Annotated in this window: 19 protein-coding genes; 11 read left to right on the top strand and 8 right to left on the bottom strand. The window is 60.7% G+C overall.

Annotated elements, in window-relative coordinates; all coding sequences use genetic code 11:
• Window positions 1-32 precede the first annotated feature (32 nt).
• Complete coding sequence (locus tag SAMIE_RS13860) at window positions 33-239, bottom strand: helix-turn-helix domain-containing protein (protein ID WP_066704245.1); 207 nt, start codon at window positions 237-239, stop codon at window positions 33-35.
• 88 nt (window positions 240-327) lie between these two features.
• Here SAMIE_RS13860 and SAMIE_RS13855 point away from each other — a divergent pair, with 88 nt between their 5' ends.
• The 3 genes from SAMIE_RS13855 to SAMIE_RS13845 all read left to right on the top strand — a co-directional run bounded on the left by SAMIE_RS13855 (window position 328) and on the right by SAMIE_RS13845 (window position 2,236).
• Complete coding sequence (locus tag SAMIE_RS13855; RefSeq protein ID WP_126516851.1) at window positions 328-828, top strand: hypothetical protein; 501 nt, start codon at window positions 328-330, stop codon at window positions 826-828.
• A gap of 74 nt (window positions 829-902) precedes the next feature.
• Window positions 903-1,595: a recombinase family protein gene (locus tag SAMIE_RS13850; RefSeq protein WP_083952647.1), complete on the top strand. Its 693-nt coding sequence runs from the start codon at window positions 903-905 to the stop codon at window positions 1,593-1,595.
• On the top strand, window positions 1,544-2,236 hold the full coding sequence (locus SAMIE_RS13845) for a hypothetical protein (RefSeq protein ID WP_126516850.1): 693 nt from the start codon (window positions 1,544-1,546) through the stop codon (window positions 2,234-2,236). The genes SAMIE_RS13850 and SAMIE_RS13845 overlap by 52 nt, the downstream gene beginning before the upstream one ends.
• Window positions 2,237-2,523: 287 nt before the next feature.
• Here the strand turns inward: SAMIE_RS13845 and SAMIE_RS13840 are convergent, their stop codons facing one another.
• Entirely contained in the window at window positions 2,524-3,738 is a 1,215-nt protein-coding gene (locus SAMIE_RS13840; RefSeq protein WP_006954973.1) for an IS256-like element ISSpma2 family transposase, read from the bottom strand.
• Between the two features lie 159 nt (window positions 3,739-3,897).
• Between SAMIE_RS13840 and SAMIE_RS13835 the strand changes: the two genes are divergently transcribed.
• From SAMIE_RS13835 to SAMIE_RS13825, 3 genes are all read left to right on the top strand, one after another.
• Window positions 3,898-4,881 (top strand): hypothetical protein, encoded by a 984-nt coding sequence (locus SAMIE_RS13835; protein ID WP_126516849.1) that lies wholly within the window; start codon window positions 3,898-3,900, stop codon window positions 4,879-4,881.
• A 495-nt stretch (window positions 4,882-5,376) separates the two neighbouring features.
• Complete coding sequence (locus tag SAMIE_RS13830; RefSeq protein WP_162849047.1) at window positions 5,377-6,726, top strand: IS1380 family transposase; 1,350 nt, start codon at window positions 5,377-5,379, stop codon at window positions 6,724-6,726.
• Window positions 6,727-7,188: 462 nt separating this feature from the next.
• Window positions 7,189-8,730, top strand: a complete 1,542-nt coding sequence (locus SAMIE_RS13825) for a type I restriction-modification system subunit M (RefSeq protein ID WP_066704335.1) — start codon at window positions 7,189-7,191, stop codon at window positions 8,728-8,730.
• 440 nt (window positions 8,731-9,170) lie between these two features.
• On the opposite strand, the gene SAMIE_RS13820 is transcribed toward SAMIE_RS13825, so the two are convergent.
• Window positions 9,171-9,952 (bottom strand): IS5 family transposase gene (locus SAMIE_RS13820; protein ID WP_197724633.1). Its coding sequence is split into 2 segments (ribosomal slippage): window positions 9,171-9,628 and window positions 9,628-9,952, totalling 783 coding nucleotides; the frame shifts between segments, so codons are not numbered across the junction.
• A gap of 107 nt (window positions 9,953-10,059) precedes the next feature.
• Here SAMIE_RS13820 and SAMIE_RS23420 point away from each other — a divergent pair.
• The 4 genes from SAMIE_RS23420 to SAMIE_RS13805 all read left to right on the top strand — a co-directional run bounded on the left by SAMIE_RS23420 (window position 10,060) and on the right by SAMIE_RS13805 (window position 14,282).
• Window positions 10,060-10,236, top strand: a complete 177-nt coding sequence (locus tag SAMIE_RS23420; RefSeq protein WP_162849068.1) for a hypothetical protein — start codon at window positions 10,060-10,062, stop codon at window positions 10,234-10,236.
• A gap of 96 nt (window positions 10,237-10,332) precedes the next feature.
• The gene (gene istA, locus SAMIE_RS13815) at window positions 10,333-11,859 is read left to right on the top strand and encodes an IS21 family transposase (protein ID WP_066704330.1); all 1,527 of its coding nucleotides are present in this window, start codon (window positions 10,333-10,335) and stop codon (window positions 11,857-11,859) included.
• Entirely contained in the window at window positions 11,849-12,619 is a 771-nt protein-coding gene (gene istB, locus SAMIE_RS13810; protein WP_066704332.1) for an IS21-like element helper ATPase IstB, read from the top strand. The genes istA and istB overlap by 11 nt, the downstream gene beginning before the upstream one ends.
• Before the next feature lie 106 nt (window positions 12,620-12,725).
• Window positions 12,726-14,282, top strand: coding sequence for a type I restriction-modification enzyme R subunit C-terminal domain-containing protein (locus tag SAMIE_RS13805; protein ID WP_083952555.1), 1,557 nt, complete (start codon window positions 12,726-12,728; stop codon window positions 14,280-14,282).
• 404 nt (window positions 14,283-14,686) lie between these two features.
• On the opposite strand, the gene SAMIE_RS13800 is transcribed toward SAMIE_RS13805, so the two are convergent.
• From SAMIE_RS13800 to cysD, 3 genes are read right to left on the bottom strand one after another with little or no spacing between them, the layout of a single operon-like run.
• The gene (locus SAMIE_RS13800; protein WP_083952554.1) at window positions 14,687-15,436 is read right to left on the bottom strand and encodes a 3'(2'),5'-bisphosphate nucleotidase CysQ; all 750 of its coding nucleotides are present in this window, start codon (window positions 15,434-15,436) and stop codon (window positions 14,687-14,689) included.
• 8 nt (window positions 15,437-15,444) lie between these two features.
• Window positions 15,445-17,370, bottom strand: coding sequence for a sulfate adenylyltransferase subunit CysN (gene cysN, locus SAMIE_RS13795; RefSeq protein ID WP_066701549.1), 1,926 nt, complete (start codon window positions 17,368-17,370; stop codon window positions 15,445-15,447).
• Window positions 17,370-18,290, bottom strand: a complete 921-nt coding sequence (gene cysD, locus SAMIE_RS13790; RefSeq protein WP_066701676.1) for a sulfate adenylyltransferase subunit CysD — start codon at window positions 18,288-18,290, stop codon at window positions 17,370-17,372. The genes cysN and cysD overlap by 1 nt, the downstream gene beginning before the upstream one ends.
• 92 nt (window positions 18,291-18,382) lie before the next feature.
• Here cysD and SAMIE_RS13785 point away from each other — a divergent pair, with 92 nt between their 5' ends.
• Window positions 18,383-19,426: a helix-turn-helix transcriptional regulator gene (locus SAMIE_RS13785; RefSeq protein WP_232037255.1), complete on the top strand. Its 1,044-nt coding sequence runs from the start codon at window positions 18,383-18,385 to the stop codon at window positions 19,424-19,426.
• A gap of 3 nt (window positions 19,427-19,429) precedes the next feature.
• On the opposite strand, the gene SAMIE_RS13780 is transcribed toward SAMIE_RS13785, so the two are convergent.
• Window positions 19,430-20,485, bottom strand: a complete 1,056-nt coding sequence (locus SAMIE_RS13780) for a flagellar motor protein MotB (RefSeq protein WP_066701555.1) — start codon at window positions 20,483-20,485, stop codon at window positions 19,430-19,432.
• Between the two features lie 3 nt (window positions 20,486-20,488).
• Window positions 20,489-21,352, bottom strand: coding sequence for a flagellar motor stator protein MotA (motA, locus tag SAMIE_RS13775; protein WP_010338868.1), 864 nt, complete (start codon window positions 21,350-21,352; stop codon window positions 20,489-20,491).
• Between the last annotated feature and the right edge of the window lie 69 nt (window positions 21,353-21,421).

Below are 21,421 nucleotides of genomic sequence, written 5' to 3'. Positions count from 1 at the left end.
CGGTTTCAAAGCTGGCGTAAGCCCACCATCAATCAGGCCACTAGCTCGGTGACCGCGACGCCTAGCGCGTCGGAAATGCGAACCATGACGAGCAAGCTGGGATTGCGCTTTCCGCGCTCGATGCCGCCCAAATAGGTAAGATCGATTTTCGCGTCGAAGGCTATCCGTTCTTGGGTCAGGCCACGATCTTCTCGCAACCTGCGCACATTTTTGCCGACCCTGATCCGCCAATCCTCCATCGTCGAGTGAATCGGCGACAATGACTATAGTCACCAGGGACTATAGTCCCTAATGATGGTTGAAAGGTAATTGGCTTCCGGAGGGAATATGGAATTGGCGCGAGTGATTATCGGATTGGCTGCAGTATCGGTGCCGTCGGTGGCTCAAGCGGGTTGGCAATACACCCAGTGGGGCATGTCGTCGGCAGAGGTTGCGGGCGCATCAGGTGGCAAAACGCAGCCGCTGGTATTTGACCCGAATTCGGTCGATCCGATGCTCAGAGATCATCTTCCAGAAATTGCTGCGGATGCTCCAACCATGCATGCGCCATACCAAACAGGCGGACGTCAATTTGATGTGGAATTCCATTTTTCAAATGATCGGCTGGACCGGGCGACGCTACACCTGAAGGCACCCCTAGATTGCTTCAAACTTGCTGGTGAGATGGCTGCCGCATATGGAATTCCAGACAAGCATTATGAGCGCTCAAATACATCATGGTGGCGGGACAAGGAAAAAGGCAACCATGTTATGTTTTCGGCATGGGCCAATGAACAATGCACAATAACTTATCAACCACTATCAAATAAAAGTGATTCAGGACTTTAAGATAATTTTGATAGAAAAATGACGAACACTTTGCTATTGCATCATGCAACATCGTTGGTTGTTGCTGAGTGCCGATGGCAAAGTGTTGGGATAATTTACGGTTCATAGCTTATTACCGGGTGTCTACAGACCGGCAGGGGCGAAGTGGTCTTGGTTTGGAGGCACAGCAGGAAGCGGTTCACAAATTTCTGTCTCAGCGCCCACACACATTGATCGCTGAAAAGATTGAAGTCGAAAGTGGGCGTAACGCTGATCGGCCGGAACTGGCGAAAGCATTTGGCCTTTGCCGTCTCCACCGGGCCACTCTTATAATCGCCAAACTTGATCGGCTCGCGCGTAGCGTAGCGTTCGTCTCTAACATTTTAGAAAGTGGCGTCGATTTCGTCGCGGCCGATTTTCCGGAAGCTAACCGGCTTACGATCCACATTTTGTCAGCCGTTGCCGAACACGAGGCGCGGATGATCTCCGATCGTACCAAGGCAGCTTTGAAAGCTGCGAAGGCGCGTGGCGTGGTTCTCGGTGGTGACAGAGGCAACCTTCCCAGTGTTGCCGCCAGAGGTGCGCAAGCGAGTGCTGTTGCCCGCTCGAGACAAGCTGATGAGCGAGCGCAAGACGTGGCCCCGTTGATTATGTCGCTTCGCGATGCCGGGAAAAATTTTGAGGATATCGCGATTGAACTTCAAGGTCGCGAAATTCCAACAGCAAGGGGAGGTGTATGGACCGGGCAGAAGGTTTCGCGCTTGATGCGCCGTGCGTTGCAACTGTGAAGCGCCCAAGGCAAAATCGCGTCACGCCGTTTGGCACGATTGAAGCAACCCATCATAAGGGTTCGCTTATGGGAAACCGCGGTGATCTTCACGCGCCCGATGGAACGCTCGGCCGGGAATGGCGCAGCCGTCGCTGGTTGAGCTGTATTCTTGACGGCAAAGGGTGGAAAGCGCCAATGGACACGCCGGGCCATTATTATCCTTTATTTTTTCATGACGAGGCAGTTGCTATGGCGGCGGGGCACAGGCCGTGTGGAGAATGTCGTCCCGCTGCTCTTGCTGCATTCATCACTGCCTGGAAAATTGGTCAGGGGTTTTCTCCGCGTGATTGGGTTCCGCTGCGACAAATTGACCAAGGCTGTCATGGAGCGCGCATTTCTGAGCGGACAAATAGGCGGAAGGTTGAACTTTCTAACATGCCTGATGGGGTATTTGTATTTGCTCCGGAAATCGACAGACGGCCCCTCCTTTGGCAAGATGATATGTTATGGCCCTGGCAGCATGGTGGTTATGGGCACCCAATCAGTCGATGCAAGCTCATGGATTGTATCCAGCTAACGCCAGAGCCAATGGTTGCTTCTCTGCGAGCCGGATATGTCCCGCTTGCTGGCGTCGAATTGCAACCCGTTGCAAATTTCTAATAGGTCGAGTTGCCGACGCGACAATTTGCGCCATTGTCGATCATTCCGCTAGTAAGCCGCTATCCCCAAAAGCTGCCGTTCGTTTAACTTGATGATGGTTACATCTTTGCGTGGCGTCAGCCGCCCATCTATCGTCAGATGGAAAAGTCGGGAGGAAGAACGAGCGTGGCCGAATTGGACAAATCTCTCCAGCTTGAGGCTGTCTACTACAGCGCACCTGCTCCGCGCTCCTTGGCGGGTCGCGTCCGTCAAGGTGGTGTAATTTCGGCTGTGGCCGTGGGCCATCGTCAGGCGGCTTTGGCGGTGATGTGTAGGGGCTGATTTTCCTCCTCGATCATGGGTTGGTTGAGTTCGGCCATGCCTTCGATCTGCATGTATCGGTGCTGGAGCTGCCACTCGTCGTTCTGCTCCATCAGCACAGCCCCGACGAGGCGGATGATGCTGTCTTCGTTCGGGAAGATTCCGACGACGTCGGCGCGGCGCTTGACCTCCTTGTTGAGCCGCTCGAGCGGATTGGTTGAGTGTAACTTCGTGCGGTGCTGGGTGGGGAAGCCGGTGTAGGCGAGCACGTCGGTTTCGGCCTCGTCCATGCAGGCGCCGAGCTTGGGCCAACGGGTGCGCAACTGGTCGGCGACCTGTCGCCAGACCTGCGTTGCGCTTTTCTGATCGGGCTGCAGGAAGACCTGGCGGATCGCGGCGGCGACGACAGTGTTCTGGCCCTTGGGCACATAGGACAGGGCATTGCGCATGAAGTGCACCCGGCAGCGCTGCCAGGTGGCGCCCATGACGCGGGTGATCGCGCCCTTGAGGCCCTCGTGAGCATCGGAGATGACCAGCTTCACGCCGGTAAGACCGCGCCGAACAAGGTCCTTCAGGAAGTCGGACCAGAAGACCTCCGCTTCCGAGGGGCCGATATGCAGGCCGACGATCTCGCGCCGGCCCTCGGTGTTGACGGCCATGGCGATTATTGCGGCAACGCTGATGATCCGCCCGCCTTCGCGTACCTTGAGATAGGTGGCATCGAGCCAGAGATACGGCCATTCGCCGGTGAGCGGGCGTTTCAGAAAGGCATGGACGCGCTCGTCAATGTCCTTGCAAAGCTTGGAGACGGTGGACTTGGAGATGCCGGTCATGCCCATGGCCTGGACGAGTTCATCGACCCGCCGGGTGCTGACCCCGCCGATCCACGCTTCCTGGATCACCGCAACCAGCGCTTTCTCGACCATCTTGCGGGGCTCAAGGAAGCCCGGAAAATAGGACCCAGCACGCAGCTTGGGGATTTTCAGGTTCAGCGTGCCTACCCGGGTATCCAGCGAACGGTCGCGATAGCCGTTGCGCCAGGTCGCGCGCTCGCTGCTGCGTTCGTGGCGACCCGCGCCGATCAGGCCATCAACGTCGGCCTCCATGATCAGCTGCAGCACGTTCTCGGCGATGGTGCGCAAAAAATCCGGTTGGCCGCCCTTTGCAGCCAGCTCTTCGATCAGTAATCTGTCCTCGGTCATCGGGAACTCCTCTTCGTCACGGTTGAAGTGTGCAAACTCCACCATAACGATGAACCCGGTGGCCACCAGCGACGCCGCATTCCGGGGTGGGGCATGCCCCACCCCGGAATACACCATCGCCTACACCGGAAATTACACCACGAGCGCGGACGCTAACCCTTGGCGAGCATCGTTGCGCTGGGCCTAGTGTTCGACCGGGTCCATTTTCCGGGGGTCTACGTGCCGCAGGGCGACTACGATCGCGATGCATGGAAGGCAGAAATCGACCGCATTGCTGCGCTGTCTCCAAGCAGATTTGATGATCCGCGCGCACTAGTCACATTGATGAAATTTGCCGACCTGTCCGAAAGAATGCCGGGCTTCTTTGCCTTCGACCGTACAAAGGACGATCCACTGGACAAGGATAACGCCGACCGCGAGATGGTCGAACGGATGTACGCGGAAATGTGGGGGCCCCCGTCGAAGAATTTCATCCCAACTTTCGCGCCTTGGCATCACAAGGGAGTACCGGGCAGTGACGAGCACCTAACCTACCCCGGCGACTACTACTACCAGGCTGCCGCCCTCCGGAAGTCAGGAGAGCTTGGCGCTCCACTCGTTAGCGACATGCCGGGCCTTCCTGTACCGGGCGCTGTAGGCGACATGACGGGTGACGCAAAGGCATTATCTGGGTTCCTTGCACTACAAACCATGCACGTTGCGCTAGACGGTGTGCCGCTCCTCGCGCCAGACGACATCATGGAATTCAGGAATGCAAACTCTCAGGCGTTGCGAGCATTCCGTCGCGCGATGTTGCGCTACGCTGGGGAGTGGCGTGACAAGCTCAAGGAGCTACCGCCCGAGGAGGTTGTGCGCGAAACTGCATTCCTCGTGCAAACCGAAATCGTACCTGCGCTTGATGAACTTCGCCAGCTTGCCAGTGACCCTGCACGGCCTTGGTATAAGCGCGCGGTTGATGGGATAAAAATGGCTGCTGCGTTGGCAGGTGCCTGCATGATGGTGGACAAGGAGAAGGCGTTCGGTGCGATGCTTGCTGCCGCTGCGCCTATGTTTTTCGCGGAGGTCGACGCTAAGGGTGACAAGTCACAGAAGGTGCGTCGAAGTGACCTCTACTACCTGCTCAAACTTCAGCGAGTGGGGTAGGTAGATGCTTTGTCTGACGCTGGTTTGAACACGCCACGCAGACAATTTAGGTCGATTTTCTACCTCTTCCAACATTCTGCCTAGGAACTTCGGTCATATTGAAGGCCGTCGGCTTTCGCTCTCACCTTGCCCTAACGGGACCGACCGCTATCGGCCCAAAAGCCGACGAACTGCCGGGCGGTAATGCGCCCATCCAAACCGTTCGATTGACGGATCAGCGCGCCTCTGAGCGGACAATCTGCTTCTGCGAGGACTGCTACGCTTCTGCCGTTCAAACACTCAGAACTGAACGTCAGCTCTTGCTTGAAGCTGACACTCGGCGTTCTCCTGAGTGGTATCGTGCTGTCATAATGGTTTAATGGCCTAGCCCGTCCTATTCACCAGACGGGATCTGGTGGTTTGGCGGGAGTGGCATAAGCCTCTGATCTGAATTAGGAACTGGGTGTCGAAGCCGAACCTGCCGCAGGGCAGAAAATGCCACAGGCCACACCCGCCATGAATGACGATATCGCAAGCACATTCCGATTCCCAGCGGCCGGGCGCAAGAAAGTCACAGCCGCTTTCGACGGTGGCCGGCTGACATCGGACGGCGGTGTCCTACTCCTGGCGCAGGCCGAGCGCACGATGGGGATTTGCCAGCGGCTTGCGGCTTGCATTGCCGACTGGCGCGATCCTGCGCGGGTGGTTCATCGCCTCGACGATATCCTGCGCGCCCGCGTGTTCGCGATCGCCTGCGGCTACGAGGACGCCGATGACCTCGACGCCCTGCGCGACGATCCGGGCTTCCGGCTGGCGCTGGGCAAGCTGCCGGGATCGGGTGCGGGGCTGGCCAGTCAGCCGACGATGAGCCGGTGGGAGAACGCACCGACTACGCGCGAACTGGCCAGAATGATGGCCGCGATGATCGACATCTACTGCGCCAGCTATCCCGCCCCGCCCGCGGCGGTGACGCTGGATATCGATGATACCTGCGATGTCGTGCACGGTTATCAGCAGTTGTCGTTCTGGAACGGGCATCATGGCGAGCGCTGTTTCCTGCCGATCCATGTCTACGACACCGCCACCGGCCGGCCGGTGGCGATGCTGCTGCGCACCGGCAAGACACCGTCGGGTGTCGAAGCTGCTGGCCACATCCGGCGCCTGGTGCGTCACATCCGCCGAAACTGGCCGGAAACGCACATCACCATCCGCGGCGACGGGCACTATGGCCGGCCCGAGGTCATGGCCTTCTGCGAGGCGGCCAGCGTCGATTACGTCTTCGGCCTGCCGACCAACGCCGCGCTGCGTGGCGATCCGGTCATCGTCGCTGTCGCCGATGCCTGCGCGGTCAAGCGAGCTCAGCGCCAATATCCGGTCCTGCGCACCTATGCTGAGACCAGCTACGGCGCGAAGAGCTGGAACTGCCAGCGCCGCGTCGTCGCCCGGATCGAGGCCAGCACAATGGGCATGGACATCCGCTATGTCGTCACCTCGCTGGCCAAAGGCTCGGCCGAGCACATCTACGACACGCTCTACTGCGCTCGCGGCAACGCCGAGAACCTGATCAAGCGCCACAAAACTCAGCTCGCCAGCGATCGCACCTCGTGCCGCTCTGCAAACGCCAATCAGATGCGCCTCATCCTGCACACCGCCGCCTACTGGCTCCTGTGGCGCATCCAGCAGGAAATCCCAAAAGCCACCGCACTCGCCGCCGCCGAGTTCGCAACGCTGCGCCTGCGGCTGCTCAAGGTCGCTGCCCGCGTCATAGAAACCGCCACTCGCATCCGCGTCGCCTTCGCGTCAGCCTGCCCGGATGCCAGCGTGTTCAGAGCCATCGCCATCAGCCTCAGACCAGCACCCACATAGCCAGCGCGGCTGTGCCGCCGAATCCCCGAGCCCCAGTCCATCAACCTCGAAAAGCCCATTGCTCCTGCCGCGCTGAAAAACGCCGGCCAAGCCGCTCGCCCAGGTCACGCGGCCACCGACAGATCTAGGCGGACCGCCCCCGAGGAGCAGTCTCATGAATAGGCCGGGCTAGATGCCCGGGCGTAACCTATCCAACGCCCCCCGCTGCCCGATGCACAAGGCTCTTGAGCTGGCTCAAGAAGCCGATAGCACTTCCTGTTTGTACATCCATTGGATACACTCGCCACCATGTTGGGGAAAGATTTCGAACTTCGCATTCGCGTTTAAAAAGCTCTTCGCGGTAAATTCTTGGAAACCTGTCACCGGCAGGACCAACCTGCCGCGCAGGTCATCCGGAATTCATGCGGAAATAGGTCGCCAAGGCAAAGTTGGATAGCGGATCGAAGGGATTCAAAAAGTAAGATGCTCACCGGGGAAATTCGCAATCAGGTCGATCAAATTTGGAACGCCTTTTGGTCTGGAGGTGTCTCCAATCCGCTCTCGGTGATCGAGCAGATCACGTATCTCTTGTTTATCAAGCGGCTGGATGACCTCCACACGCTGGAGGAAAACAAGGCGGCGGCGCTCGGCATCGCCATGGAGCGCCGGATTTTCCCCGAAGGCCAAGACGAAAAGGGCCGCGCCTACGCCGATCTTCGCTGGTCGCGCTTCAAGAATTTCGAAGCCCGCGAAATGATGGACGTGGTGGCGGAACACGTTTTTCCCTTCCTGCGCCAGCTTGGCGAGGAAGGCTCCAGCTACGGCCACCACATGAAGGATGCGCGGCTCGGGTTCAGCAACGCTGCGCTGCTCGCCAAGACCGTCGATATGCTCGACAAAATCCCGATGGAGGATCGCGACACCAAGGGCGACCTCTACGAGTATATGCTCGGCAGGATCGCGAGCGCAGGAACGAACGGCCAGTTCCGCACGCCGCGTCATATTATCCGCCTGATGGTCGAGATGACGCGCCCGACGCCCGAGGACGTGATTTGCGATCCCGCGGCTGGCACCTGCGGCTTCCTCGTCGCGGCTGGGGAGTACCTACGCGACAATCACCCGGCGCTATTCCGGGATGAGCGGCTGCGCAAACACTTCCACAGCAACTTGTTCCACGGGTTCGACTTCGACCCGACCATGCTCCGTATCGGTAACATGAACATGACGCTGCACGGCGTCGATAGCCCGGATATCAGCTACCGTGACAGCCTCGCACAGGAGCATGATAGCGACGCCGGGCGCTACTCGCTGATCCTAGCAAACCCGCCGTTCGCCGGATCGCTGGATTACGAGGTTACGGCCAAAGACCTCCAGCAGATCGTCAAAACCAAAAAGACTGAGCTGCTGTTCCTCGCGCTATTCCTGCGTCTTCTCAAGACCGGCGGGCGGGCCGCCGTTATTGTGCCCGATGGCGTGCTGTTCGGCTCGTCCAAGGCGCACCAATCCTTACGCGAAATGCTGGTTGAAAAGCATAAGCTGGAGGGCGTGGTGAAACTGCCTTCCGGCGTGTTCCGCCCCTATGCGGGCGTGTCCACCGCCATCTTGTTCTTCACCAAGACGGGCGTGGGCGGGACCGAGAATGTCTGGTTCTATGACCTCCAGGCCGATGGCTACTCTCTCGATGATAAGCGCACCGCGCTGCTGGATGACGACAAGCTGGGCGTGTTACCTGCATCGCCGCTGAATGATGCCGATCACGCAAAAAGCAATTTGCCCGATGCGCTGGCGCGCTGGCTGCGCCGGGAAGAGGGTGAGCTTGAAAACCCGCGCACGGCGCAGAGCTTCTGCGTGCCCAAGGCCGATATCGCCGCCACCGGCACCTATGATCTTTCGCTCAACCGCTACAAGGAGGTCGACCACGCGGAGGTCACGCACGACAGCCCCGCCGACATCATCGAGGAATTGCGCCAGCTCGAAGCGGAAATCAGCGATGGTCTCACCAAGCTGGAGGCGATGCTGGGATGAGTGCGGTTTCAATGCAAAGGTTAGGTGACGTTGCTGAGTTTGTTCGCGGCATCACATTTAAGCCGGATGATGTAATCGACATTAATGCCCCTGATGCAGTCGTCTGCATGAGAACAAAAAATGTGCAAGCAGACTTGGATGTTTCTGACTTGTTGGCAATTCCACCGTCATTTGTGAAGCGTCCGGATAAGTATCTCAACGAAGGGGATATTCTCGTTTCCACCGCTAATAGCTGGAATTTAGTTGGGAAATGCTGCTGGGTTCCAAAACTGAATATGAAAGCTACGCTCGGTGGTTTCATATCTGCGCTGCGCAGCACTAGCACAAATCTTGATGGGCGATATCTTTATCATTGGTTTTCATTTGACCCTGTTCAAACATTAGTTCGAAATTGCGCACGACAGACAACCAACATTGCAAACTTGAGTTTTGATCAGTGCCTAGGCGGCGTGGACAAATTTGAGCCAGTATCTGGCGGTGGCGAGGTGGACCATTCCGAGGAAGCTGTTGGCCAGTTGGTCGTAGCGGGTGGCAATGGCGCGATTGATCTTGAGATGGCCGAACATGCGCTCGATGCGATTGCGCTGTCGGTAGAGCACCCGATCATAATGGATTTTCACACGGCGGTTTGATCGGCCCGGAATGACGGCCTTGATCGTCCTTTCGGCGAGGTCCGCGCGGATGGCGTCGGCGTCATAACCCTTGTCTGCAAGGAAGGCATCGGGTGCGCGCTCGGGCAAATCGATCAGCGCATCATACGCCTTGCAGTCCGCTGCTTCACCGCCAGTCAGAATGAAGGCGAGCGGTCGTCCGAGGGCATCAGCCAGGCAGTGAAGCTTACTGGTGAACCCGCCCCGCGAGCGGCCAAGAGCGCGTCGATGAGTCCCCCTTTTCCGCCCGCTGCCGAGACGTGGGCGCGGACTGTGGTGCTGTCGATGCTATAGTGGCCGCTGTCCGCCATGATCTCAGCCAGGGTGACCGCAACCGTTTCCCAGACGCCAGCCTCGCTCCATCGTCGGAACCGCCGATAGATTGTGTTCCAGCTACCATATTTGGGCGGCACGTCTCGCCACGGAGCGCCACACCGGAGCCGCCAGAGAATGCCGTTGATGATCGAACGGTTCTGCTCAGGTGGCCTGCCTCGGCCACGGTTCTCCGGCTCGATCGGCAGCAAGTCCTTTAAAACGCGCCACTCTGCTTCGGTTAAATCGCCCCGGCTCAAGCCTGCCTCCAAAAAGCAGCCTTGAATCAAGGCAAGTGTGCCACGTCAATCGCTAACCCATGCGGCAATCGTTTGGCGAAAGCCCGGTTCCGTGCGAGCATGGTTACATGGAAGTGCTGACAATCCTCGTTGTGATCGTCGCGGTGCTCTCGGCAGCCACGACAAACGCAATCGTGCAAAGGCGCCTGCTCGCTTCAGGACGTGGATGGTTCCGCAGCACAGTCGTTTCCGGCTTTACAGGCTTTCTTGCAGCTATTGGCATCATCGCTGTTGATTTCCACTGAGAGTTGACCCGGGAGGGGCATAAGTTTCCACTGAGAAGTGACCCATGTTTTGACTTCCCTCTGGCTGATTGGTCGGAGGATTCAGGAGTGATCGACATGGCGTTATTGAGTGTAATCCGGCGCTGGCATTTCCGGCAGCAGGTTCCGATCCGGGAGATCGAGCGGCGCACTGGTTTGTCGCGCAACACGATCCGCAAGTACCTGCGGGCGGACACGGTAGAGCCGCAGTTCAAGGTTCCCGAGCGGCCGAGCAAGCTGGACCCGTATGCGGAGAAGCTGTCAGGCTGGCTGCGGATCGAGGCTGGCAAGTCGCGCAAGCAGCGGCGCACGGCGAAGCAGATGCACGCCGATCTCGTGGTCCTGGGCTATAACGGCTCATACGGGCGCGTTGCGGCCTTCGTGCGGACCTGGAAGGCCGATCGTCAGCGCGAGCAGCAGACCAGTGGTCGCGGCACGTTCGTGCCGCTGGTCTTTGCGCCGGGCGAGGCGTTCCAGTTCGACTGGAGCGAGGACTGGGCCTTGCTGGGCGGCAAGCAGACCAAGCTGCAGGTGGCGCACACCAAGCTGTCACACAGCCGCGCCTTCACCGTCCGAGCTTATCTGCTCCAGACTCACGAGATGCTGTTCGACGCTCTGACCCAGGCCTTCCGGGTGCTGGGCGGCGTGCCGCAGCGCGGGATTTTCGACAACATGAAGACCGCGGTTGATCGGATCGGCACGGGCAAGGCTCGGCAGGTCAACGCGCGCTTTGCCGCGATGGCCAGTCATTACCTGTTCGAGCCCGAGTTCTGTAACCCGGCTTCCGGTTGGGAGAAGGGACAGGTCGAGAAGAACGTGCAGGATGCACGGCGCCGGCTGTGGCAACCCATGCCCAGCTTCCCCGACATCGATGCGCTCAACGTCTGGCTCGAGGAGCAGTGCATCGCGCAATGGGGTCAGATCCAGCATGGCGTCCTGCCCGGCACCATCGCCGATGTGCATGCCGAAGAGGTCGCCAGTCTGATGCCGCTGGGCCGGCCCTTCGATGGCTTCGTCGAGCACACCAAGCGGGTATCGCCGACCTGCCTGGTCTCCTTCGAGCGCAATCGCTACAGCGTGCCAGCCTCTTTCGCCAACCGGCCGGTGAGCCTGCGGGTCTACCCTGACCGGCTCGTCATCGCCGCCGAGGGCCAGGTCCTGTGCGAGCATGGCCGGATCATCGAGCGGTCCCATGACCAGCCAGGGCGGACCATCTATGACTGGCGGCATTACCTGGCGGTGATCCAGCGCAAGCCTGGCGCCCTGCGCAACGGCGCGCCCTTTGCCGAGATGCCCGAGGCCTTCCGGCAGTTGCAGGGCTTCCTGCTCAAGCGCCCCGGCGGTGACCGGGAGATGGTGGAGATCCTCGCGCTGGTCCTGCAACATGATGAGCAGGCGGTGCTCTGTTCCGTCGAACTGGCGCTGGAAGCTGGCGTGCCGACCAAGACCCATATCCTCAACATCCTCCACCGGCTGCTCGACGGCAAGCCAACCAGCATCGCCGCCATCGATACCCCACAGGCGTTGAGCCTGCGCCGGGAGCCGAAGGCCAATGTCGCGCGCTATGATACGCTGCGCGGGAAGGATCTGCGTCATGCGTCATGATCCCGCCAGCGCCGCCGTCATGGTCATGCTGCGCTCCCTCAAGATGTACGGCATGGCCCAGGCCGTCGCTGACCTCATCGAGCAGGGGGCACCCGCCTTCGATGCGGCCATCCCCATCCTCTCCCAGTTGCTCAAGGCCGAGATGGCCGAGCGCGAGGTTCGGTCCATCGCCTACCAGATCAAGGCGGCCCGGTTCCCGGCCTACAAGGACCTGGCCGGCTTCGACTTCGCTTCCAGCGAGGTCAACGAAGCCATGGTCCGCCAGTTGCATCGCGGCGAGTTTATCGATGGCGCCCATAACGTCGTCCTGATCGGTGGCCCCGGCACCGGCAAGACGCACGTCGCCACCGCACTTGGCGTCCAGGCGGTCGAGCATCACCGCAAGAAGGTCCGCTTCTTCGCCACCGTCGACCTGGTCAACGCGCTGGAACAGGAAAAGGCCATGAACAAGGCAGGCCAACTGTCCGAACGGCTCCTGCGCCTCGACCTCGTCATCCTCGACGAGCTCGGATACTTGCCGTTCAGCCCGTCAGGCGGCGCGCTGCTGTTCCACCTGCTGAGCAAGCTTTACGAGCGCACCAGCGTCGTCATCACCACCAACCTCAGCTTCAGCGAATGGGCTGGCGTGTTCGGTGATGCCAAGATGACAACGGCTCTGCTGGACCGGCTCACCCACCACTGTCACATCCTCGAGACCGGCAATGACAGCTTTCGGTTCAGGGCCAGCGCCGCGGACCCCAAATCACGAAAGGAAAAATAACCCGCTTGACCCACCACCCGCATAGCGGGACATACCTTCCAACCGGGTCACTTCTCGATGAAAATCCCGGGTCAACTCTCAGTGGAAATCAACACTCAAGCACCTGATGATGCACGGCCTCAAGGTCGCCGAGGGCGACCGGCTAGGCAAGTCGATCATTTTTGCCAAAAACCACGACCACGCGCAGTTCATAGCCAAGCGGTTCGACACAAACTATCCGCATTTGGCTGGTCAGTTCGCACGCGTGATCGATTTCAAAACCGAGTATGTGCAGTCGTTGATCGATGATTTTTCCGATCCTGAAAAGTCGCCGCACATCGCGATCTCGGTCGATATGTTGGATACGGGCATCGACGTACCCGAGGTGCTAAATCTCGTGTTCTTCAAGATCGTGCGCTCCCGAACCAAATTCTGGCAGATGATCGGGCGTGGAACGCGCTTGCGTTACGACCTGTTCGGCCCAGCGCGGCACAAAGAAACCTTCAACATTTTCGATTTCTGCCAGAACTTCGAGTTCTTCAATCAGAACCCCAAAGTCGTCGATAGCCCAGTGGGCGAGTCGCTAAGCCAGCGTCTTTTCACCGCGAGAGTGGCGATTGCCGCGCATCTCCAGGAATTGCCGGAGGCGGAGCGGGAGGGCGGACTGGCGCAGCTCAATTCCGATATTCGGGGGCGGCTGTTCGATGAAGTCAGCGGCATGAGTCTCGACAATTTTCTCGTGCGCGTCAAACGCCGCGCCGTTGAGCAGTTCCAGCAGCGCGAAGCGTGGGATCGTTTCAGCGGCGAGGACCAGAACACCCTGATCCATGAGGTGGCGGGGCTTCCCACGGCGCTGGTCGATAACGACATCGCCGCCAAGCAGTTCGATTATATTGTTCTGAGCGGCCAGCTTGCTCTCCTGCAAAACGATGCGATCTTCTCCCGGTGCAAGGAAAAGGTCGTGGCGCTCGCCGGGAAGCTTGAAGAGCTGGGCAATGTGCCCATGGTCGCCGCCGAGATGCAGCTCATTATGGAAGTGCAGACCGACGAATATTGGCAGGACATCAATGCCTGGACGCTGGAGCAGATGCGCCGGCGTTTGCGCTCGCTCATCAAACTGATCGAAGGCGATGAACGACAGATTGTCTACACAGACTTTGAGGACGAGATTGGCGAAGGCGCAGTCATAGCGCTGCCGGACGTGAGTGTGGGCACCGACAAGGCGCGCTTTCATATGAAGGTCCGCCACTTCCTGAAATCCCATGCCGATCACATCACGATTCAAAAGCTCCGCCGTAACGAGCAGTTGACGCCACAAGACCTCGCAGAGTTGGAACGACTTTTGCGTAATGAGGCGGATGCGTCAGACGACGATTTCGCCCTATTGCAGGAGGAGGGAGGGCTTGGGCTGTTTGTCCGTTCTCTGATTGGTCTAGATCGCGAAGCGGCAAAATCCGCCTTCGGCGATTTTCTGGCGGCGCAAAATCACAGTGCCAATCAGATTGAGTTCATCAATCTAATTATCGATTATCTGACTGAACGGGGTGCAATGGACCCGCGCCGCCTCTATGAGAGCCCGTTTACGGACTTTGATGACCAGGGCGTGAGTGGTGTATTCCAGCAGGCCGACGTCATGCGAATTGTGCGAGTCTTGAATGATTTGCGTGAGAGAGCGGCCGCATAACGCTCAGTACGAACGGCGCTTTGGATCAAGAGTTCTGACTGTCGGACGTCGTGTAGCAGGGCGTGTTGCTGTGAAGCGGCGTCGCGTTGGCCAATGGCAAGTTGTGTCAGAAGGTGCCGTTCAAAAAGTCGACTGGCGAACGGTTGGATTTGGTCGTCTGCTGCCGACAGCCGCCGCGAGTGATGTCGGCTATTCCCGCAACTTCCTCGGAACCGGACAGTCGCCTATCGAGCATTTCTAGCCCTCTAAATTGCTACATAAAAATTGAAGCTTGCTCGCAGCGGTAATGCTAATATACTGATTTTAATATGAATTATTGCTATGGGATAGTCTCCCACCCTCTCCGCCATTTATGTCCCCTCCGGATCGCCGCTGTCCGCCAGTCCGGAAGGTCCGGCCGCCGCTTATCGGTCGGCGGTGTCAAGGTTCGCTATTTCCGCGAGGAGGCGTGTCGCGTGCTCCGGTCGGCATATCAGAATGTCCGGCATGTGCGGGTTAGGCTGGTTGTAGCGGGGCGGGGTGCCGTCGATACGGGAGGCGTGGAGGCCGTGGGCGCGCGCGACGGCGACGGGCGCGCAGCTATCCCATTCATACTGGCCGCCGGAATGGAGATAGATGTCGGCCTGGCCGAGGATCAGGGCCATGGCCTTTGCGCCGGCGCTGCCCATAGGGACGAGGTCCGCGCCGATCGCCTGCGCGACGGCGAGCGCCTCGCGCGCAGGGCGGGTGCGCGACACCACCATGCGCAATCTTTCCGGCGCAGGCGGCAGCGCGAGCGGCTGGTCGGTGCGCAGGACGACGCCGCCGTCGAGGCCGGGGAGGGCGACCGCGCCCACGCTCGCCACGCCGTCGATGGCAAGGCCGACATGCACCGCCCAGTCGGTCCGCGCCTCGCCATATTCGCGCGTGCCGTCGACCGGATCGACGATCCAGACGCGCGACCGGGTAAGGCGGTCAGGATTGTCCCTCTCTTCCTCGGAGAGCAGCCCGTCGTCGGGCCGCTGTTCGCGCAGCGCGTGGCACAGATACTGGTTGGCGGTGGCGTCGCCCGCCTTGCCCAGCGCCTTGAGGCTCAGCACGCCGCTGTCGCGCACCGCCAGCAGCAGCCGCCCCGTCACCTCGGCCAGATGGGCGGCAAGCTGCGCGTCGGTCATGGCCCCGCTCATTTGAGGGGCATGATCGCGCGGACGATATGGTCGGCGGCTTCTTCGGCGGTCATTTCCGCGGTGTTGACGCGCACTTCGGGGTTTTCGGGCGCCTCATAGGGGCTGTCGATGCCGGTGAAGTTCTTGAGCTGGCCCGCCCGTGCCTTCCTGTAGAGACCCTTGACGTCGCGCGCCTCCGCGACCTCGATAGGCGTGTCGACATGGATCTCGATGAACTCGCCTTCGGGCAGCATCCTGCGCACCATCTCGCGTTCGGCGCGGAAGGGGGAGATGAAGGCTGTGAGGACGATGAGGCCCGCGTCGGCCATCAGCTTCGCCACTTCGCCCACACGGCGGATATTTTCGATCCGGTCCGCCTCGGTAAAGCCCAGATCCTTGTTGAGACCGTGGCGCACATTGTCCCCATCCAGCAGGAACGTGTGGCGGTTCATGAGGTGGAGGCGCTTTTCCACCTCATTTGCGATGGTCGATTTTCCTGCGCCGGACAACCCTGTGAACCACAGGATGCGCGGCACCTGATTCTTCATCTGCGCATGCTGCTCGCGACCGATGTCTGTGGCCTGCCAGTGGACATTCTGCGCCCGGCGTAACGCGAAGTGCAGCATGCCCGCGCCGACCGTGCGGTTGGTGATCTTGTCGATCAGGATGAAACCGCCCAGCGTGCGGTTGTCGGCATAGGGCTCGAAAGTGATCGGCCGGTCGGTCGCCACCTCCGCAACGCCGATGGCGTTGAGGTCCAGCGTCTTGGCGGCGAGATGCTCCATCGTGTTGACGTTGACGACATATTTGGGCGCCTGCACCGTCGCCGACACGCTCTGCGTACCGATCTTGAGCCAGTAGGAGCGGCCCGGCAGCAGGGCGTCGTCGTCCATCCATACGATCGTCGCCTCGAACTGGCTGGATACCTGCGGCGGATCGTCTGACAGGGCGATCACGTCGCCGCGCGAACAGTCGATCTCGTCGGCAAGGCAGAGCGTGACCGACTGGCCCGCCACGGCGGCGTCCCGGTCGCCCTCAAGCGTCACGATGCGGCTGACGGTGGACGTCTTGCCCGAAGGCAGCACCCGCACCGCATCGCCCGGCCGCACCGATCCGCTGGCGATCAGGCCCGAAAAGCCCCGGAAGTCGAGATTGGGGCGGTTGACCCACTGGACCGGCATCCGGAAGGGCCGCGCCTGATCGCCCGCCGTGCGCACCTCGACCGTTTCGAGATGATCGATCAGCGTCGGGCCGTCATACCAGGGAGTGTTGGCCGAACGGGTCGTGATATTGTCACCCCGGAAGCCCGAGATCGGCATGGCGGTGAAGCTGTCGATGCCGATCGAGCGCGCGAATTCGCCATAGTCCTTTACGATCGCGTCGAAGACGGCAGGGTCGTAATCGACCAGATCCATCTTGTTGACCGCCAGCACGATGTTGCGGATGCCGATCAGGTGGCAGAGATAGCTGTGCCGCCGCGTCTGAACCAGCACACCCTTGCGCGCGTCGATCAGGATGACGGCCAGATCGGCGGTCGATGCACCCGTCACCATATTGCGCGTATATTGTTCGTGCCCCGGACAGTCGGCGACGATGAACTTGCGCTTTTCGGTGTTGAAGAAGCGGTAGGCGACGTCGATGGTGATGCCCTGTTCGCGCTCGGCGGCAAGGCCGTCGACGAGCAGGGCGAAGTCGATCTCCTGCCCCTGCGTGCCGACTTTCCGGCTGTCGCTTTCCAGCGCGGCAAGCTGATCCTCGAAGATCATCTTCGAATCGTAGAGCAGCCGCCCGATCAGCGTCGACTTGCCGTCGTCCACACTGCCGCAGGTGATGAAACGCAGCATCGTCTTGTGCTGATGCGTTTCGAGATAGGCGTCGATGTCCTGCGCGATGAGCGCGTCGGTCCGGTAGATGGGGTCTGCGATGGTGTCGGTGCCGGTCATCAGAAATACCCCTCCTGCTTCTTTTTCTCCATCCCCGCGCCGCCTGCGTCCTTGTCGATGACGCGGCCCTGCCGTTCGCTGGTGGTGGTGAGCAAAGTCTCCTGGATCACTTCGGGCAGCGTCCTGGCTGTGCTTTCGACCGCGCCGGTCAGCGGGAAGCAGCCCAATGTGCGGAAGCGGATGGAGCGGTTGACGATCTCGGGCCGCCGACCCAGCACCTTTTCCAGCCGTTCGATGTCGTCGGCCATGAAGAGCTGGCCTTCCCATTCATAGGTCGGCCGTTCCTCGGCGAAGTAGAGCGGGACGATGGGCACGTCGTTCAGGTGAATATATTGCCAGATGTCCAGCTCGGTCCAGTTGCTGATCGGGAAGACTCGGATGCTCTCGCCCTTGTTCTTGCGCGCGTTGTAGAGGTTCCACAGTTCCGGCCGCTGGTTCTTGGGGTCCCAGCCGTGCGAGGCGGTGCGGAAGGAAAAGATCCGCTCCTTGGCCCGGCTCTTTTCCTCGTCGCGGCGCGCCCCGCCGAAGGCCGCGTCGAAGCCGTAAAGGTCGAGCGCCTGCTTCAGCCCCTCCGTCTTCCACATGTCGGTGTGCAGCGGGCCATGGTCGAACGGGTTGATCCCCCGCTCGCCTGCTTCAGGGTTCTGGTAGACCAGCAATTCCATCCCGCTCTCGCGCGCCATCCGGTCGCGCAGATCGTACATCGCCTTGAACTTCCACGTCGTATCGACATGGAGCAGCGGGAAGGGCGGCGGCGAGGGGTAGAAGGCCTTGCGCGCGAGATGCAGCATCACCGCGCTGTCCTTCCCCACGCTATAGAGCATCACCGGCCGTTCAGCCTCCGCCACAACCTCCCGCATGATATGGATCGCCTCTGCCTCAAGACGGTCCAGATGGGTCTGCGTTACGTGGTCGGCCATGATCGCTCCAAACATGATGCGGCCCTCATGCACCACTGGAATCATAATAGATCATCCCATATGGGAGGGTATGTTGCGAAGGAGATTTTCGGGTGCGCTGGGATCAATCGCGGCTGGTGGAAGCGCTGCATCGGGGCATTTTCGACCGCCCGTTGTGGAGTGAATTTCTCGATCAGTTGAGGGATATGGCAGGCGTTGCGCATGTCGGGCTGCGCGTGCGGACAGGGGATGAGGATGCCTCTCTCCTGCTGCATTCCGCACGCGGTCGGGGCGCATCCGTGCCGCTCGACCCGTCGGTTTACGACCGGATGCGGCCGGGGCGCGTCTATGCGCTGGAGGAATTGATGGAACGAGATGACGATTCCATGGCCGGCTCGCTGGCGCTGCGCCATATGCGGATCGTGCGCGTGAGCGACGGGGGCGAGATGGCCGCATGGCTTCATTGCGCGGACGATACGGAACTGAAGCCGAGCGTCGGTGCGCTGCTGTCGGCCATGGTTCCGCACCTTGCCATCGTCCTTAAAACCTATGGTGTGCTGGAGCAGGAGCGGCAGCGCGCTTCTGTCGCGGCGGAGACCTTCGGTCGCCTTAACGCTGGCTGGATCACGGTGGACGCGTCCTGCCGCATCGTTGACATGACTCCCTATGCCGACGAATTTTTCCGCAAGTCGCCGCTGCTGCGGCGCGGTCGTTACGATCGGCTGGTGCCGGCTTCGCCGGTCGTGGATCGGGAACTGACGGCGTTGGTCAAGGCCTTCGGGAAGGGGGAGGACAGGCCGCCAAGAGCCTTCAATCTAAGCCGCGATCCGCTTGCCGACATTTTGGTCGCCCCGTTGCGGAACGGTGCCGCCGGATCGCAGAAGGCGGCGGTCGCGATCCTGTATCTCAGTGGCGATCACTGGTCGCGGCAGGACCGTCACGAACAGATCGCCGCGCTGTTCGGCCTCCTGCCCAGCGAAGCGCGCATGGCATGGGCGATGACGCAGGGGCTGTCCATTGCGCAGGCGGCGGCGTCCATCGGCCTCAGCATCGAGACGGGGCGTCATTATTCCAAGAATATCTACGCCAAGACCGGCGCTAGGGGCCATGCCGATCTGGTCCGGATCATCCTGACGAGCGCGCTCGCCATCGTCTGACCGTCAATGTTTGGCGCCGACCTTGCCTTCGTGGCTGGACGCGGAGGGGTTGAGCAGTTGGGCGCCGGTGGGGAGGCCGGTGCCGCCCATATCGAGCCGCTGCGCCTGTTCTTTCGCCACCCGCATCGGGTCGTCGCGCTCGGCGATCGCGGCGCGGGTCGCCGCGTCGGCCTCGGCGTCTTGGCCATCGTCCGCGCCACCGCGAGTCCAGCCGAGGATGATCGACATGCGACGGTTGCGCGGGTCGTAGGCGTCGTCCTTGATGAACGGCTCGCGGTCGGCGACCCCCTCGATCCGGGCGAAACGGCTGCCCGGAATGCCGCCCTGGCTCAGCGCCTGCCGCGTCGATTCGGCGCGCGCGGATGACAGCATCCAGTTGTTCATCGTCCGTCCCGCCGCATAGGGCAGGCCATCGGTATGACCCCGCACGATCAGCGGATTGGGCATGGTGCCCAGCGCCTGCGACACTTCGCCGATCAGCGCGCGCGCCTGCGGCACCAGCGTCGCCGTTCCCGACTGGAACATGGCGAAATCCGCCTCGTCGATCAGGTCGATGCGCAGTCCTTCACGGGTTTCGGTGAAGCGCACATTCTTGCGCAGCTTGGCCAGACCCTTGCGGGTCATGCGGTCTTCAAGGCTCTTCTTGATCGCCTCGAACTTCTGCCTGTCGGCGGCGCGCATCGCCTTGCCGCCTTCGTCCTTGGTGCCGCTGGCATCGCGCGGAATGGTGATGGCGAGCGTCCCCTGACCGCCGGTCGTCGGATAATTTTCCTTGCTCATCATGCTGTCGCCGCCGAGCAGGCCGGTCGACCCGGCCGACGCCATCTTGAGTTCCACCAGCGTCGGCGTGAAATAGTCGGCCAGCCCCTTGCGCTGCTTTTCGGTGGTCGCGCCCAGCAGCCACATCAGCAGGAAGAAGGCCATCATCGCCGTCACGAAGTCGGCATAGGCGACCTTCCATGCGCCGCCATGATGGCCTCCATGGCCATCGACGATGATCTTCTTGACGATGATCGGCCTTGGTTCAGGCTCGTTCGCGCCGCGCTTTTTCTCGGCCATGGCTTATTTGTTCCGCATGCCGTCGAACACCTCGGCGAAGCCGGGCTGGTTGGCGTGGATCAGGCTGGATCGCGCGGCCTCGATCACCAGCGGCTGCGGATGGCCGTGCAGCGAGGCGATGATGATCTGCTTCACCACATGATAGATGGCGCCGTCCTGCTCGATCACCGCGCGGCAGCGGTTGGCGAAGGGGTTGACCATGCCATATGCGAGCAGCACGCCAAGGAAGGTGCCGACGAGCGCCGAGCCGATCATCGCGCCCAGCACCGAAGGCGGCTGGTCGATCGACCCCATGGTCTTCACCACGCCCAGAACCGCCGCGACGATGCCGAGCGCGGGGAGGGCGTCCGCCAGTCCCTGAAGATTGTCGGCGGGCTTCAGTGCTTCGTGGTGGTGTGTCTTGAGGCTGTTGTCCATCACCTCCTCGACTGCGTGCGGATCGAGCGTGCCCGAGGACACGACGACGAGGCGCAGCGTGTCGCTGATGAGGTGGATCAGCGTCTTGTCCTTCATCAGCTTGGGATATTCGCCGAAGATGGGCGATGTGCCCGGATCTTCGATATGCGGCTCCAGCGCCACCGGACCTTCGACCCGCAGCGTCTTCATGAGCTTGCTGACAAGGAAGATGCAGTCGAGGAAATCCTGCTTCTTATATTGCGGACCCTTGAACACCTTGCCGAGGCCGCCGCCCAGCGCCTTCAGGTCCGAACCTGAATTGCCGATGATAAGAGCGCCGACAGCCGCGCCGCCGATGATGATCATTTCGTGGGGAAGGGCATGCAGAACCGGGCCGATGTCGCCGCCGGTAAAGATGAAGCCGCCGAACACCATGCCGAGCAGGACGACAAGGCCGATGATTGCGAACATGAATATCCCCGAAGTTACCGGCCTTGTCAGGCCCCTGATCTGTCCGGCATCGAACCGATGCCCGTCAGA

The organism is Sphingobium amiense (assembly GCF_003967075.1).
Lineage (GTDB): Bacteria > Pseudomonadota > Alphaproteobacteria > Sphingomonadales > Sphingomonadaceae > Sphingobium > Sphingobium amiense.
This window is presented reverse-complemented; position numbering and strand designations above follow the sequence as displayed.